Below are 15450 nucleotides of genomic sequence, written 5' to 3' on the forward strand. Positions count from 1 at the left end.
CGCTTCCGTCCGGGTTGCCCCTTCGGCATCCCGTCTTCGCGGCCTGATACGGAGGGGCGCGGAGGAAGTTGTCGGCGCCGCGAGCGACATATTCGTGAGGGGAGTGCGACAACTCTGCCGGCTCGCCCCGTAGCATGGGCGTGATGCCAATCCTCTTGCCGCCCCGGCCATGCGGACCGCCCTGAACGCCTCGATGGCCGAGCCGGACGATGCCGCGCTGATGGCGCGCATCGCCGAGGGGGACGAGGCCGCCTTCCGCCTCTTCGCCACCCGCCATGTCGGGCGGATGCTGCGCGTCGCGCAGTCGATCCTCGGCTCCGCGGCGGAAGCGGACGAGGTGTCGCAGGAGGCGCTGCTGCGCGTCTGGCGCCATGCCGCGCGCTGGGACGCGTCGCGCGCGCAGCTCGGCACCTGGATCCACACCATCGTCGTGCGGCTTTGCGTCGACCGGCTCCGGCTGCGCCGGCACGAGCCGATCGACGCCGCGATGGAGGTGCCCGATCCGGCGCCGGGCGCGCTCGAGTCGCTGTCGTCGAGGGACGAGCAGCGCCAGCTTCGGGCCGCGATGGCCACCCTGCCGCGCCGCCAGCGCGCGGCGCTGGTCCTCTTCTACCAGGAAGAGCTTGCCGGCACCGAGGCGGCGCGGACGCTGGGCCTCAGCCTGAGCGCCTTCTGGTCGCTGCTGCAGCGGGCGCGCCGCACCGTGCAGCAGCAGATGCAGCGCGCCACCGGGTCCGATGAGAGGATGTGAGGAATGACGACGATGACCCCCCAGGAATTCACTCGCCTTCTCGATACCTACGGCGCCGATGCCGAACGCTGGCCGGAGGAAGCGCGCGCCGCGGCGCGGCGGCTGTGCGAGGCCTCGCCCGCCGCGCGCAGGCAGTGGGCGGCGGCGCGGCGGCTCGATGCGCAGCTTGCCGCCGGGCGGTCGATGCCGCGCGACCCGGCCCGCGAGTCCCGCATCGTCGCCGGCGCGATGGCGCGCATCCGCGCCTTGGCCGAGCCTGTCCTCGACTGGCGCTGGTTCTTCACCCGGTCGATGGGGGCGGCGCTTGCGGCGAGCGTCGTCGTCGGCTGGCTGGTCGGCATGGGGCTGCCCGGGGAGGTGCCGCCGCATCACCTCGCCGGCGGCTTTCGGTTCGAGGATCTGATCCAGTGATGCTGCAGCTCACGCCCCGGCGGCTCCGCCTCATCCTCGGCGTCTCCATCGCGCTGAACCTGTTCCTCGCGGCCTTCGTGGGGGGGCAGCGGTGGCGCGCGCGAGGGCTCGAGATGCTGGCGCTGCAGCCGGGGCCGGGCCTGATGGAGCAGGGCGCGCCTGACCCGGAGGGCACCCTGGCGCACCTCGTGCGGGCGCTGCCGCCGGCGGATGCCGCGATCCTGCGCGCGTCGGTCCGTGCCCGCATGTTCGAGCTTCTCGACGCGCGGCGCGGCTTCGTCGAGGCGGCGGCCGCGGCGCGCGAGGAAGTGGCGCGCGACCCGGTGAACCCCGCGGCGCTGCAGGCCGCGATCGCCGAGGCGCGGCGGCAGAGGCTGCGCTTCGGTCCGCTGCTGGAGGCGGTGCTGCTGGAGGCCGTGCCGCGCATGTCGCCGGAAGGGCGGAGGGTGCTGGCGCAGTTCCGCGCCATCCCTCGGCGATGACGGGATCCTGAAGCGGTCTCCGTTCGCCTTGGCGCGCGGCAACCACTCCGGCCTCCTGTCTTCGCGAGCATCTTCGGCCTGATCAGGTGATTCCACCCGAGCGGGATCTGCTCCGGGCGGCGGGCGCGCTTTCGTCCCGCGTCCGCCGCCACCATGCCATCGTCCGGATCGCTGCCGGCGTCAGCCGCTCCAGCCGAAGCGCCGGAAGGCGGCGCGGCCTTCATCGGCGGTCAGGAACGCCTCGAAGCGGCGCACCTCGGCGCGTTGGGCGCCGCCGCGCGACAGCACCGACCCGGCCGAGCGCCAGATGCGGAAGGGTTCCTCGATCTCGACCAGGCTCGCATGGTCCGGGGCGGCGATCTGCCAGTGGTTCCACACCAGCCAGACATCATAGGCATCGGGCTTGCCGCGCCATTCCTGCTGCGCCGCGCCGGTGTTCGGCGCGACCACGACGATGCGCTCGCGCATCGCGCGCAGCAGCGCGACATCCCCGGTCCGGCCGGCGATGTCCTCGTACAGCCCGAGCTGCCCGGCGCCGCCCGTGGCCAGGATGCGAGCCTCTGCCGGCGGGCGTGAGAGCAGGTCGCGCAGCCCGGCGTAGCCACGCGGATTGCCGGGACGCACGAGCAGCGCCGAGGGGCGCAGGTACAGCGAGCGCCGCGTCGCCGGATCCAGCGTGTCGCGGAAGCGCTCGAGGAACTCGTCCATCATGTATTCGGCGCCGGTGAAGACCAGGTCGGCCTCGCCGGCGACGCGCCCGGCCCATTGCGGCGTGGGGCCGGCGATGATCTCGACCGGGATGCCCTGGGACGCGCGGAAGGCCTCGGCCGCGACGCGCATCGCCGGGGCAGGCCCGCCTGGCCCGAAGCAGCGGATCGGGGCCGGCGCCTGTGCGCGGGCGAGGGCCGGCGCCGTCAGCGCGGCGACGAGCAGGGTGCGCCGCGGCAGGGACGGCAGGCGGCGAGCAGTGCCGCGACTGTCAGGCGTCATGAGCGGTCTCCATGGGGTCGAGCTCTCGCCGCGCGGCATCGTACCGGAATGGCAGAGAATCGCGGCCCCATCCATTAGGGAACGGGTATGAATGGCGCCAAGGGGGGTATCCCCGGCGAGCAGGCGACGCGGTACCGTGCCGGCGCGCCAGGGGCTTGAGCTTCGGCGGCCCTGCACGGCGCGCGACGTAGGTGCTGCGGGCGCGCGCCGGGCGGTGGCGGATGCCGGCTCCACCAGGATCAATCCATCGTGAAGCCGCGTCGTCGCCGCCCTCGGCCTGGGCCGCCCGTGGTGAGGAGCAGCGCCGAAGAGGCTGACGGCGTCGGACCGCCCATGGTCCGCCCGCGATCCATCGGCTTCCGAACCGATCGCGACCGCTGATCGAACCCATCGCAATCCAGCGTTGGAGTCGTTTTCGGGTCGCGGCCAGTTTCCCGCCCCCCGAGACACGCTGGACTTCGCCATGCAACCGCCACCCGCATCCGCCGGCGCCCGTGCCGCGCGACTCCTGCCCGGCATCGCGCTCTGCGCTGCCGTCAGCCTTGCGGCGCTCGCCGTCGAATGGACGGAGGCGGCACTTTTCGGCCGTGCCTGGTTCGGCGCGCTGGTGCTGGCCATCCTGATCGGCACCGCCATCCGCACCGCCTGGACCCCGCCCGCACGCTGGCAGGCCGGCATCGCCTTCAGCGCCAGGACGCTGCTCGAAATCGCCGTGGCGCTGCTCGGCGCCTCGCTCGGCGCCGAGGCGCTCGCGGCGCTCGGCCCCGCCCTGCTGCTCGGCATCGCCGGCCTGGTGGCGGTGGCGCTGGCGAGCAGCTACGGCATCGGCCGGCTGCTTGGCCTGCCGCGGCGCCTCGCGCTGCTGGTCGCCTGCGGCAATGCCATCTGCGGCAATTCGGCGATCGTCGCGGTGGCTCCGGTGATCGGCGCGAGGGGGCAGGAGATCGCATCCTCCATCGCCTTCACGGCGGTGCTCGGCGTGTTGCTGGTGCTTGGCCTGCCGCCAGCGGCGTCGGCACTCGGCATGTCGGAGGCGCAGTTCGGCGTGCTGGCGGGGTTGACCGTCTATGCGGTGCCGCAGGTGCTCGCCGCCACCGCGTCCGGCGGCGCCGTCGCGATCCATCTCGGCACGCTGGTCAAGCTGGTGCGCGTGCTGATGCTCGGCCCGGTGGTGGTGGGCCTCTCGGTGCTGGCGCGCGGCCGGCGGGGCGAGGCCGATGCCGCGAAGCTGCACCGGCTCGTACCCTGGTTCGTCCTCGCCTTCCTCGCGCTGGCCGTGCTGCGGGGCGTGGGGCTGCTGCCGCAGGCGGTGCTGGCGCCGGCGGCGACCGCGGCGGGCATGCTGACGCTCATCTCGATGGCGGCGCTCGGCCTCGGTGTCGATCTGCGCGCGGTGACGCGCGCCGGCGGGCGGGTGACGGCGGCGGTGCTCGCGTCGATGCTCACGCTGGGTCTCGCCAGCCTTGCGCTGATCCACCTGCTCGGCATCGCCTGATGGCGGCGGGGCGGGGTCCTGCGTCGTGCCGAGGCCGCGAATGCGGCACGCCGTTCGTCCGGCGGAGCCAGGCAACCGGGGGTTTGCGCCCGGCGCATGAGGGCAGGATAAGCCACCGGAGGTCCGGATCAGGTGGAGTCGCCTGACCGGGTCAGGATGCTCGCAAGAACAGAAGGCTGGAGTTGCCTCCGGGAGCCAAGGCGAACGGAACCGCTCCAATGCGAGCGGTCGCGAGCAGCGGCCGTTGGTATGACGTCACCCGCGGCCGGCGATCCGCGCGAGCAGCGCTTCCGCCGCGCGGCTCGGTTGCCGCTGCTGGTGGCGCAGCGCCTGGAAGGCACGCTCGGGCAGCGGCAGCCGGACCTGGTGCAGCAGCCCGGCCTCCAGGCTCGGCGCCGCCACCGAGGCGGAGATCACGGTCGCGCCCATCCCGGCCTCGACCGCCGCCCGCACTGCCTCGTTCGACGGCAGTTCCAGCACCGTCCGCAGCCGGCCCGGGGGCACGCCTGCGGCGGCCAGCGCCGCCTCGAAGGCGGAGCGGGTGCCGGAGCCGGGCTCCCGCAGCACCCATTCGCCCGTCCTTGCCGCGTCCGGCAGCGTGAGGCCGGGGACGGCGACCCAGGGATGATCCGGCGCCACCACCAGCACGAGCTGGTCGTGCGCGACCGTCGTGGCGACCAGGCCGTCATCCTCCACCGCGCCCTCGATGAAGCCGAGCTCCGCCAGCCCCTCATGCACCGCGGCGGCGACCTGCGCGGTGTTGCCGATGGCCAGCCGGATGCTGATGCCGGGATGCGCGCGCCGGAAGGCGACGAGATGGCGGGGCAGCCAGTAGCTGGCGATGGTCTGGCTCGCATGGACCGTGAGCACGCCGCGCGCGAGGCCGCCCAATTCGAACAGGGCGAGCTCCGCCGCCTCGGCGCGGGCGAGCACCGCGCGCGCTTCGGCCAGGAAGCCGCGCCCGGCCTCGGTCAGCTCGATGCGGCGGCCGACCCGGTCGAACAGCCGGATGCCGTATCGCGCCTCCAGCGAGGCGATGGTCGCGCTGGCGGCCGACTGGGCGATGGCGAGCGAAGCCGCGGCCCGGGTCATATGCTGCCGCTCCGCCACCGCCACGAAGACGCGGAGCTGGTCCAGGGTCATCCTCATCGCGCTTGATGGTCCATGGCTGCGGTGGCGGGAAGAAGACCTCGCGGCGCCGCCGGCAGCGCATGGCGGTGCCGTCGCGACGGGGGGTGATCCGCCCTACATGCGCGCGCGGCGCCGGGGCCGTCAAAGGCGTGGTCAAGGGCCGCTCGCGAGGGAGGGGACGGCGTCCGGCGCTCGCGGTGGCCATGGCCGGGCGGCGCGGTTGCCTGATCCGCCGTGGCCGCGGAAGCCGTTCGGGAATGCCGGCCGGCATAGGCCTGCACTCGCGACCGGGCCGCTCGGCGCGGCCTGCGGGGGGGAGCTCGGCGGCGGTGCCGCGCGGGTGTTGTCAGGCGATCATGCGGGGCACGGGATCGCTTCCTGGACCTCCTCGAGAAATCGCTGCAGTTGCGAGGCGAACAGCCACGCCTCCACCCGCTTCGCGACCGCGATGCCTTCATGGAGTTCGGCGATGGCCTGCTCCCTTTCCCCGAGAGCCAGCCGCGCCCGGGCCAATCCGAGGAGCAGCAGCGGCCGCAGCAGCTCGCCCTGTGCGCGGCGATAGGCCGCGAGCCCCTCCTCGATGAGGGCCACGCCTTCGGCGTGCTCGCCGAGCCGCACCTTCTCCTCGCCGCGCGCCACGTTGCTCATCGCGGTCCAGTAGGTGATGCCGCGGGAGGTGGCGATGTCGTGCACCTCGTCCGTGAGAGCAGAGGCCTTGGCGTGGTCGTCCGCCGCCGCATGGACCCGTGCCGCGAGCTGGAACGCGTAGCATTGAAGGATGGCGTTGCCGGAGCTTCTCGCCGCCTCCTCGGCGGCACGGGCGATCGGCGTCGCCGCCGCCGGGCCCTCGGTGTCGAGGGCGAGCCAGGCGAGGTTCGACAGGCCGGTGACGAAGGGATCCTGGCTCAGCACGAGGGTCCGGCTCCGTTCGGCGGGCTGCCCCGCGAGCCGGATCGCGGCGGTCAGGTGCCTGCGGGCCTTGGCGGTCTGACCCATGCAGAAGAGGCACCAGCCGGCCCGCCGATGGGCATCGGCGCGCGCCATGGCATCGCCGTACTCGCGCGTCAGCGTGAGAAGGCGGCCGGTCAGCCGCTGCGCCACCGAAAGCGGCCCGCGCACCTGGTAGAAGCCGATGATGCCTGGAAGCAGGGAGAGCAGGCCGGCCTGGTCCTCGAGCCCTTCCGCCGCCTCATGGGCGCGGTCGAAGGCTTCCTGCACCGCCGCGGAGGCATAGCCCTCGGTCTCGACGAGGACGTAGCCGCGCAGCAGCCAGACCCGCAACTCGGCCGCGCAGCGCGCCTGCCCGGCCAGGTCCTTGGTGAGGGCGGCGGCGCGCGCGAGGAGGTTCTCCGCATCGCGATGGGCGTTGTTGCTGAGCGCGATCTCCGCCGCGCGGTCGAGCAGCGGCAGGGCATCCGCCGGCCGGCGCCCGAGCTCGTAGTGGCGGGCCAGGACCTCAGGCTGCTGTTCGCGGATCTCGGGGCTCAGGCGCAGCCTCACCTCCGCGGCGCGGCGATGCAGCGCGGGGCGCTGGGCCAGCAGCAGGGATTCGTAGGCGGCCTCCTGCAGCAGCATGTGCCGGAAGGACAGGCCCCTGGCGTCGCGCCCGCTGTCCATCACGACGATGTCGGCGTCGAGCAGGCGGCGGATGCCGCGGTCGAGCGCCTCGGGGTCGAGATCGGTCATCGCGGCGAGCGAGTCGCGGTCGAATTCGCGACCGAGCACCGCGGCGCGCTGCGCGAGATCCTTGACCTCCCCGAGCGCATCGAGGCGCGCGACGAAAAGCTGCTGCAGCGTGTGCGGCAGGGTCGGCACCTCGGCCGCGAGGGCGAATTCCTCGACGAAGAAGGGCACGCCCTCGCTGCGCAGCAGGATGATGTCCTGCATGAGCGGGCTCATCTGCGGCGCCAGGTCACCGAGCAGCGCGGCCGCCTCCTCCATCTTCAGGCGGCTGAGCGTCAGCCGCAGGGTATTGGCGCGGTCGGGCCAGGAGAGGACGAAGTCGCTGCGATAGGTCGCGACCAGCAGGATCGGCAGCGAGCCGACGGCGTTGGCGACGAACTGCAGGAAGTCGAGGAGGCTGGCATCGGCCCATTGGATGTCCTCGACGCGGACGAGGACGGGCTGCTCCCGGGCATGGGACACGATCCAGGCGAGCAGGGTCTCGCGCAGGGCGCGCCGGCGCTCGAAGGGCGTCAGGTCCTCGCGCATGGGGGGCGAGGCTTCGGAAGGGCCGGACGGCCCGGCCCCGGACAGCGCCCGTTGCAGCACGCCCGCATAGGGGTCGGGCGCCAGGCCGAGAGCGACGACGCACGCCTCGACCGGGGTGCCCGAGGCGTCGAGTTCCTCGCGCAGCGTCGCGAGGACCGGCAGCAGCGGCGTCGCCGTGGTCTGGGGCGCGCAACTCATGGTCAGGACCTGGCCGGGCTCCACCCCGTTGCGCAGGATGAATTCATCGACCAGGCGGGTCTTGCCGATGCCGGGTTCGCCGCCGATCAGCACGATCTGACCGTTCTTCCCCCCCGCCAGCGCCCATCGTTCCCGGAGGAGCGACAATTCGACGTCGCGGCCCGCCATCGGCGCGGTCCGCCCGCGCGCCCGGTTCAGGGCCGCGGTGACGACGAAGCCGTGCGGCATGTCCGCTGCGTTCGTCGCGGGCAGAGGGGCACAGGTGAACTCGGCCGCGACGACGGCATGGGTGGCGGTGCCGATCACGACGCCGTTCGGCGGCGCCCTGTGCTGGAGGTGCGCCGCATCGTTCGGCGCGGTGCCGATCAGGGCGTCGATCTCGGTGGCGGCCCCCGGGCCGAGCCGGCCGGCGACGACCATGCCGGTCTCGATGCCGATGCGCACCCGGAGCTGGAGGTCCGCGACCCTCGGATGGTCGGACGAGCTCGCGTTGAGCCTCTTGTTGAGGTTGGGCATCTCGGCGGCGATGGCGAGGCCGCAGGCCACCGCCGACTGCGCATCCCGCCCGCGTGCGCGGGGATAGCCGAAGCAGGCCAGGATGCCGTCGCCGACATAGCGTGCGACATGGCCGTTGTGCCGGGAGATGATGGCCGCGCAGGTTTCGCGATAGGCAAGCAGCAGCGTGGCGAAGGCCTCGGGATCCATCGAGGCGGTCAGTGCGCTCGAGCCGACGATGTCGATGAACATCACGGTGACGATGCGGCGGTCGGCCTCGCCATTGGATGCCGGCGGGGTCACGACGGAAGAGGAGATGGCCGACCGCACCGCTTCTCCGCAATGCGGACAGAAGCGTGCCAGGGGAGGGGTCCGCGAACCGCAAGCGGTGCAATACATTGTGACCTGGATCGCAGCACGGCCACGCGAAAAGTGCAACGCGCTCCACGCCCGGGTTGCGCAGGTATTGCCGCGCCAAGCCGCAGGCTGCACGATCGGAACGAATGCTTCCCATCGCGTGAAGGTTCAATGACTTGAATCCAAGGCTGACCGCTCCCCCCAAGGTGGCGATCTCGATCACCGAGGCCTGCCCGCTGTCGTGCAAGCATTGCTACGGCGATTGCGGGCGGGAGGCGCGGCCGGCGGAGCTGTCGATCGGGGAATGGCGCGAAGCGATCGCGCGGCTCGCCGCCGATGGCGTGATCAGCCTGCACATCGAGGGCGGGGAGCCCCTGCTCAAGCCGGGCTTCCTCGACCTGCTCGCGGAGGCCTCGCGCTCCATGTTCACCATGGTGCGCACGCACGGCACCCTGATCGACGCCGCGATGGCGCGGGCGCTGCGCGATGCCGGGGTGGGGCGGGTCCTGGTGGACGTGATGGGCGCCACCGGGCCGACGCATGAGTGGTTCACCGGGGCCCCGGGCAGCTTCGATGCCTCGGTGGCGGCGGTGCGGCACCTGGTCGCGTGCGGCGTGGCGACCGACATGCTCCTTATCCTCACCCGCCAGAACGCGCCCGAGGTGCAGGACCTGCTCGACCTCGCCGCCGGCCTCGGGGCCGAGCGGGTGGGCGTGCTGCGGCTCTATCCGCTGGGACGGGCGAAGCGCATCTGGCAGGAGATCGCGCTGCCGCTCGCCGATCAGATGCGGACCCTCGGGGCGCTGCGCGTGCCGGCGGGGCTGACGCTGATGCAGTCCTGGCACCCGAACGACCACAATTGCTGCTGGCAGTCGGCGGCGGTGATCGCGAACGGCGAGATCGTCGGCTGCCCCTACCTCCGCGAATATGTCAGCCACGGCAACCTGCGCAGCACGACCCTGCTCGAAGCCTGGCGGACCGCCCCGCTGTGGCAGGTGCTGCGGGCCGGCGCGGTCGAGCGGAGCTGCCCGGATTGCAGCGCCGCCGAGGGCAGCCATGGCGGCTGCCGCGCCACCGCCTATGCCTGGCATGGTCGCTGGACGGCGCCGGATCCCTTCGACGTGACCCTCAATGACGGTGTCGATCTCAGTGTTCTGCCCGACCGACTGCTTCCGGCTTGAACCGGGTGTGCGGCTGCGGCCGGTGCCGGAGCTCGGGCATTGCCTGGCCTATACGCCGGCACGGCCGGCGCTGCACCGGCTGAACCCTTCGGCCTGGCTGCTGGCGGAGCTGGCGGACGGGCGCCCGCTGGCGGCGATCGCCGCGGATTTTGGGGAGGCGATGGCCGAGATCGGCGGCGAGGCGAAGCTGTCGGATGTCGAGGCTGCTCTCGTCGGCCTGATCGAGCTCGGAATCGTCGGGAAACTTGCGACACCTGCAACGGAAGGAAGCCAGAATGCATGATGAGAGCGGGAGGGCGCAGGCGCGCCTGTTGCTTCGCCAGTTCGGCCTGTCCGCCGGCGCCGCGCCGCGCGCGGCGCGCACCACGCCTGTCGTGCGGACCCCGGGCACCATCCCGCACGACAAGAACGCGCCGATGGCCGCCTGGGTCGATCGCGACGCCCTGAAGAACGAGCTCGGCCTCTACCATGAATGGCGCTTCCGGCTGCCGCACCAGGAAGGCCGGAACGAGCAGGCGAGCACGCTCCTCGCCTGGCTGCGCGAGCCGGCCGGAACGCCGGAGGAGCTCAAGCTTCCGCCGGGCACGAGCTACGTCACGAAGGAAGGGCCGCACGCCGGCCGCGTGACGAACGAGGCGCTGATGGCGCATTTCTTCCAGACGAAGGCGACCACCGTGCCCTGCTTCTACCTGGGCACCTTCATCGCCGCCTTCGTCGCGGACATGATCGAGTTCCGCAGCGTCTTCGTCTTCGCCACCGGCAATGAGCCCGCCACCTGCATGGACAGCTGGGCCGCCGGCCTTGCCACGCTCGGGCCGAACAACCCGTATGTCCCGGTGCTGCGGAGCTTCTGGCGGATGATCGCCGGCGCCGCGCCGGAGCAGTCCTGGCTGATGCTGGGGCAGTCCCTGGCGAGCATCGACTTCACCAAGGACCCGCTGAAGGCGCCGGCGAACCCGATCGCCGCGCTCTGAGGCGGCTTTCGTTCGCCTTGGCTCACGGCAATCGCCCTCGCCCCGTGCTCTTGCGAGCACCTTCGCCCGATCAGGTGATTCCACCTGATCGGGATCTGCTTCAGCCGCCGGCGGGATGAACCCGAAGCCGCGGCGCGGGGAGGCCGTCGGCCCCTGGGGGCGGGCGGATCTGCGTACCCTCCGGGCGACGCTGCTCGCCATCCTCCTGGCGGCGGAGGCGACGGAGAGAGGCCCGGGGATCGAGGCGGTCCGTTCCGCCGGGCCTCGCAGCGAATGCGACCTGCTGCTCGACTTCGACGGGCATCCTGCGGATCTTGCCGGGTTGCGGTCGGCGGATGGCGCGCGGCCGGTGCAGTTCGTCGCGCAGGTCGGCAGCCTCTTCGCCGTCCGCATCGACGCCGAGTACCTCCGCGGCCAGCTCGACCTGCTCGATCGGTGGAACGACGACGGGCCGCCGCCGCCGGAGATGGCCGATGGCGACAGCCTGGCGGGGCTGGTGGCTGCGGGCGCGATCCGGCGCGCCTCGCTCGGCCGCGCGGCCCGTGTCGCCTCCGGCCAGGCCGGGCAGCCCACCGGCGGCCGCCGGGCCGTGCGCGACGTGGCGCGCGCCGAGGTCACGGCCGAGGGCGCCGGCGTCACCATCGGCATCATCGACACGGTCTTCGACTACGCGCACGTCGCCATGCTGCCACCCGGCCATACGCTCGAGGCACCGCCGCCGCCGAACGAGGCCCTGCGCGTCGTCAGCCTCTTCGATCCCTATGCGAGGCGCGCGGCGGGCGGCTTCGGCGTGCGCCACACGCGCTCCGAACTGGCGCAGGACATCGCCGATTGCCTGGCGGCGGGCGATGACCGGCCGCTGCGGCTCGCGCAGCGGGATGCCGCGGCCGGCGGCGACACCGAGGCGACCCGGAGGCAGCTCTTCGCCAATCACGGCACCTTCTGCGCCGGCATCGCGGCCGGCAGCGGCAACGCCTCGATTGGCGGGCGCTACCGGGGCATCGCCCCGGCGGCGCGCATCGCCTGCGCGATCGCCGGCATCCAGGACAATGCGGCGCTCGCCGACAGCCTCGATGTCGTCACCGCCGTCGTCCGCATGGTCGAGGAGTCCGACACGCCGCTCGCCCTGCTGCTCAACAACGGCGACTGCCTCGGCGCGCATGACGGCACGCTGCTGGGCGAGCTGATGCTCGACGAACTGCTGCTGCACCCGGGCCGCGCCATCGTGCTGCCGGCGGGCAACCAGAATGTCGGCAACACCGAGACGGTAGGCGCCGGCAAGACGCGCATCGTGCCGCATCTCGCCATTCCGGGCAGCATGACGGAACCGAGGCTCGAACGGCTCGCCTTCAGCTACACGACGCGGGCGAGCAAGGCCGACACCATCGAGATCTGGTTCCGGGCGCAGGATACGCCGACCGCGACGGTGCGCGTCGAACCGGCGCAGCCGCCGATCGAGCCTCTCCGCGGCGACGAGGGCAGGCCGATCCGGGTGCTCTCCCTCATCGACGGCGATGCGCGGGCGACGGTGATCGCCGAACTCGGCCGTGCGATGGAGCGCGGCCTCTGGCGGCTGCACATCCTGCTGCTGCCGATACGTGGTGCCATGCCCATCGACACCCTGCGCTTCGAGATTGCCGGCGTGGTCGGCGAGCTGCACGCCTGGTGCGACTGGAACAACGCGACGCAGCGGGACTGGAGCGAGCCGCCCGCCGGCCGCGAGGACGACGTCACCACGCTGACGACGCCGGCCACGGCGCATCGCGTCATCGTCGTCGGCGAGTGCGAGGACGATGCGACCGGCTTCCACGCCGCCGAGGCGAGCGGCCGCGGACCGACCCGGGACGGGCGCTTCAAGCCGGATCTCGTCGCGATCGGCGCCTCGGTGGCGGTGCCGGTGCCGCAGCGTTCGCCGGAGGCGCACCGCAATCTCGCCGCCGCCTTCGCCGCCAGGCCCGAGCTGCTGGAGCGGCACGCCTACGGCGCCACCATCGCCGGGACGAGCTTCACTGCCCCGCAGGTGGTAGGCCTTGCGGCCCTGCTGTTCGAGAAGTGGCCGGACGCGACCTGGGCCGATATCCGCCAGGCCATCGTGGAAGGCGCTGTGAGGCCCGAGCACTGGATCGCCGGCGATGCGGGGGAGGGCGATGCCGCGCCGACGCCCCTCGGCGCGGCGGCGTCACGCGCCTTGGAAGCCCTGCCACCCGAACCCGGCATTCGTGCGATCGGCTGGGACCGCGCGCTTGGCTATGGCCGCATGGATGTCGCGCGCACGCTGTCTCCGCCGCCGCCACGCTTCGATGTCTGGCTGCGCAAGTCGGCGGGCGATGACGGGCGTGAGCCTTGTGTCGGCGCCGTGCTGTGGGATGCGCCGGGCATCACGCCCATCGGCCCGCACCGCCTGCGCGTGGAGACACTGCAGCGAGGCCGCGAGCCCATCGCCGGCCCGGCCCGGCTGTACCTGTTCCGCGCGCCCTTCGGCGCCGTCCATCCGCTGCCGCGTCTCGAGGGCGCCCGCTCGGCACGCGGCGCGTGGGAGCCGCTGCTGACCAGGGAGGACGGCTCGCCGGCCTTCGTGAGCGTCATGCCGGGCGAGGCGGTCGAGGTCTCCACCCGTGCCGACATCGATCTCTCGCGCAGCGCCGGGGTGATCGCGGCGGTGCTCGATCACGATGACGATCGCTACGAACCCGCGGCGACGCTCGGCATGCGCAACAATGTCGCCGTCCTCGCGACCCATGAGGCGAAGCTGAACCTCGATGGCACCATCGATGCCCCGGTCTTCTCCATCATCGGCAGCGAGGACGTCGATAGCCTGCTGGTATGGGGCGAGAACATCAGCGGGAAGCTGCGCCTCGGCGGGCTGCCGATCACCGCGCTGCCATGGCGCGCCATGCGAATGTTCCTGGAGTGCAGCCGCCTTCGCTCCTGGAAGCGTCCCTATTTCGGGCAGCAGGACGACGCCGCGGCGGATCCCGCAAACCAGCTTGCACGCGAATCCGACATGCATGATCGCGGCAACCTGGCCGACGCCATCGCAGGACTCACTGGGGTCGTCGGCGCCGACGGCATGGAGTTGCGTCGAAGCGAGGGGGACGCATACGCCCGCCTCGGCTTTGCCGCTGCGGGGAACAGGCTGTGGATTCCGCGCCTGCGGCTGGCGCAGGACCAGCAACTGCCGTTTGACGTGACCTATGCGGACGCGAGGCTGCGGAGCGACCAGCCGGTAGGATGGGTGCACGCTGTCCATTTCTCCGGTGGACGTCGTGTCGGCGGCGGCAGTCTTCGCATCACGCGGACGTCGGACTGATCAGCGCGCCGTGATGTGCTGATCCCGACGGCATGAGGCTTTGAGCCCCGCCGGGCGCTCGCAGGGGCGCCGCCGGAGGTCCGGCAAAGCCCCGCAAACAGCGGGTTTGCGCCCGGCGTTCGAGGGCACGAAAGGACGAATGCCAACGGTCGCGAACAGCGACGGTTGGGTTGAGGCCTCCGGATGACGATCGGCCCTGGCCGCTAGCGATCATGGAAATTTGATGCGGCACTTGGTGCCCGGATTCACTTGTGAGTGAGTTCTTGTTCGAGCGACGCGGGATCAGCGTTCTCGCGCCGTCGCCCGTCCCGCCATCCTTAGCCGGCGGATCGATGGCAGGAAGCGGACGAGCAGCCCTGCGGTCGCATGAACTGCGGCATGCGGCGGGCATGCCCTTCGAGGCTCTTCGGGCAAGCGCGAAGCATTCGACGTCGAGGACCGATCGCTCACGACAACGCGTGTCGCCGCGCGATCCCCGCCCCGCATCCGAACTTCCGTTGCGCGTTGCGGCGGGCCGGTCCGCTTCCGGCCCGTTTCGCCGATGCCGTCCGTGACGCGCGGGTGAGCGCCTTGCGCAGGGTGCTGCTAGCGCCTGCATCCCGAGACCGGGGAGCGATGCGCGAGAAGGCGGCAGGAACTCGCCTAATGCGCTTATGATGATTCATTCACACAGCTCTGGGTCGTATTTTGGTCAGAAACCCATCCGATTGGTTGTGTCGACCAAGGGCTACAGGTGAACCACATGCACGACACGAGCGCTCTTGTTCTGCGACGCCATGTCATCCTGGCGGTGGATCATGATGATGTCAGGACCTTCGCCGGCGATCTCGCGCGGCGGGGGTTCACCGTCACCGTCACGCCGTCCGCCGAGGCGCTCATGCGCGCCGTCGCGGATGGATCGCCGGACGCGGTGCTGCTGGCGTCCGGCAGCACCTCCGGACTGCCTGCGGCCGAGGCGGTACGCCGCCTGCGCGATCTGTCCGGCGTTCCCTGCGTCGTCATCGCGCCTCCGAGCGAAGGCATCGAGGAGCGGATCGACGCGCTCGAAGCCGGCGCAGACGAAGTGCTGCACGTCGGAATTCCGCCCATCGAGGCGGTGGCGCGCATCCGCGCGGTGTTGCGCCGGGTCGGTCCGCCCGCGGGGGCGCTGGCGCCGTGGCGGCTGGTCCGCGCTGGCCGCCGCCTCCTGCCGCCTGTCGGCGACGAGGTGCGCCTGACCGGCGCCGAGTTCGAATTCCTCGCTCTGCTCGCCGCGGCCGAGGGTGCGCCGGTGGATCGCGAAACTCTCTCCATCGAGGTCTTCCGACGTCCTTGGCGCACAGAGGATCGCGCCGTGGACAGCCTGGTGCGCCGACTGCGACGGAAGCTTCCGCTCGATGCGATCAATTCCATCCGCAATGTCGGCTATGCGCTCGCCGTGCCGGTCGAGTTCACGGAAGCGCGTGTGTAAACTTGTGCACTGCA

The 15450-nt window shown here is 72.1% G+C and carries 12 protein-coding genes; 9 read left to right on the forward strand and 3 right to left on the reverse strand.

The genetic code is table 11. The features are described from left to right. Positions 1-169 precede the first annotated feature (169 nt). From GXW74_RS14520 to GXW74_RS14530, 3 genes are read left to right on the forward strand one after another with little or no spacing between them, the layout of a single operon-like run. Positions 170-751 (forward strand): sigma-70 family RNA polymerase sigma factor, encoded by a 582-nt coding sequence (locus GXW74_RS14520; RefSeq protein ID WP_272877287.1) that lies wholly within the window; start codon positions 170-172, stop codon positions 749-751. Between the two features lie 3 nt (positions 752-754). Then, positions 755-1162 carry a hypothetical protein gene (locus GXW74_RS14525; RefSeq protein ID WP_211847233.1) on the forward strand — a complete coding sequence of 136 codons (408 nt, stop codon included), beginning with the start codon at positions 755-757 and terminating at the stop codon, positions 1160-1162. Further along, positions 1162-1644, forward strand: coding sequence for a periplasmic heavy metal sensor (locus GXW74_RS14530; protein WP_211847234.1), 483 nt, complete (start codon positions 1162-1164; stop codon positions 1642-1644). Before GXW74_RS14525 ends, GXW74_RS14530 begins: the two co-directional genes overlap by 1 nt. 180 nt (positions 1645-1824) lie before the next feature. On the opposite strand, the gene GXW74_RS14535 is transcribed toward GXW74_RS14530, so the two are convergent. Then, positions 1825-2634 (reverse strand): substrate-binding domain-containing protein, encoded by an 810-nt coding sequence (locus GXW74_RS14535; RefSeq protein ID WP_211847235.1) that lies wholly within the window; start codon positions 2632-2634, stop codon positions 1825-1827. 463 nt (positions 2635-3097) lie between these two features. Here GXW74_RS14535 and GXW74_RS14540 point away from each other — a divergent pair, with 463 nt between their 5' ends. Further along, positions 3098-4129, forward strand: coding sequence for a YeiH family protein (locus GXW74_RS14540; RefSeq protein ID WP_211847236.1), 1032 nt, complete (start codon positions 3098-3100; stop codon positions 4127-4129). 255 nt (positions 4130-4384) lie between these two features. On the opposite strand, the gene GXW74_RS14545 is transcribed toward GXW74_RS14540, so the two are convergent. Together GXW74_RS14545 and GXW74_RS14550 are read right to left on the reverse strand one after the other, a co-directional pair. Next, the gene (locus GXW74_RS14545) at positions 4385-5272 is read right to left on the reverse strand and encodes a LysR substrate-binding domain-containing protein (RefSeq protein WP_211847280.1); all 888 of its coding nucleotides are present in this window, start codon (positions 5270-5272) and stop codon (positions 4385-4387) included. A 342-nt stretch (positions 5273-5614) separates the two neighbouring features. Further along, positions 5615-8494 (reverse strand): ATP-binding protein, encoded by a 2880-nt coding sequence (locus tag GXW74_RS14550; RefSeq protein ID WP_211847237.1) that lies wholly within the window; start codon positions 8492-8494, stop codon positions 5615-5617. 203 nt (positions 8495-8697) lie between these two features. Between GXW74_RS14550 and GXW74_RS14555 the strand changes: the two genes are divergently transcribed. From GXW74_RS14555 to GXW74_RS14575, 5 genes are all read left to right on the forward strand, one after another. Beyond that, positions 8698-9702 carry a radical SAM protein gene (locus GXW74_RS14555; RefSeq protein WP_211847238.1) on the forward strand — a complete coding sequence of 335 codons (1005 nt, stop codon included), beginning with the start codon at positions 8698-8700 and terminating at the stop codon, positions 9700-9702. Next, a complete protein-coding gene (locus GXW74_RS14560; RefSeq protein WP_211847239.1) occupies positions 9653-9985 on the forward strand; it encodes a hypothetical protein in 333 nt (110 codons plus the stop codon). Before GXW74_RS14555 ends, GXW74_RS14560 begins: the two co-directional genes overlap by 50 nt. Beyond that, the gene (locus GXW74_RS14565) at positions 9978-10676 is read left to right on the forward strand and encodes a hypothetical protein (protein ID WP_211847240.1); all 699 of its coding nucleotides are present in this window, start codon (positions 9978-9980) and stop codon (positions 10674-10676) included. Before GXW74_RS14560 ends, GXW74_RS14565 begins: the two co-directional genes overlap by 8 nt. Positions 10677-10791: 115 nt before the next feature. Beyond that, positions 10792-13986, forward strand: coding sequence for a S8 family serine peptidase (locus tag GXW74_RS14570; protein WP_211847241.1), 3195 nt, complete (start codon positions 10792-10794; stop codon positions 13984-13986). A gap of 742 nt (positions 13987-14728) precedes the next feature. Beyond that, entirely contained in the window at positions 14729-15436 is a 708-nt protein-coding gene (locus GXW74_RS14575; protein ID WP_211847242.1) for a response regulator transcription factor, read from the forward strand. The last annotated feature ends 14 nt before the right edge of the window (positions 15437-15450 follow it).

It is taken from the genome of Neoroseomonas eburnea, assembly GCF_018129005.1.
GTDB classification, from domain to species: domain Bacteria; phylum Pseudomonadota; class Alphaproteobacteria; order Acetobacterales; family Acetobacteraceae; genus Neoroseomonas; species Neoroseomonas eburnea.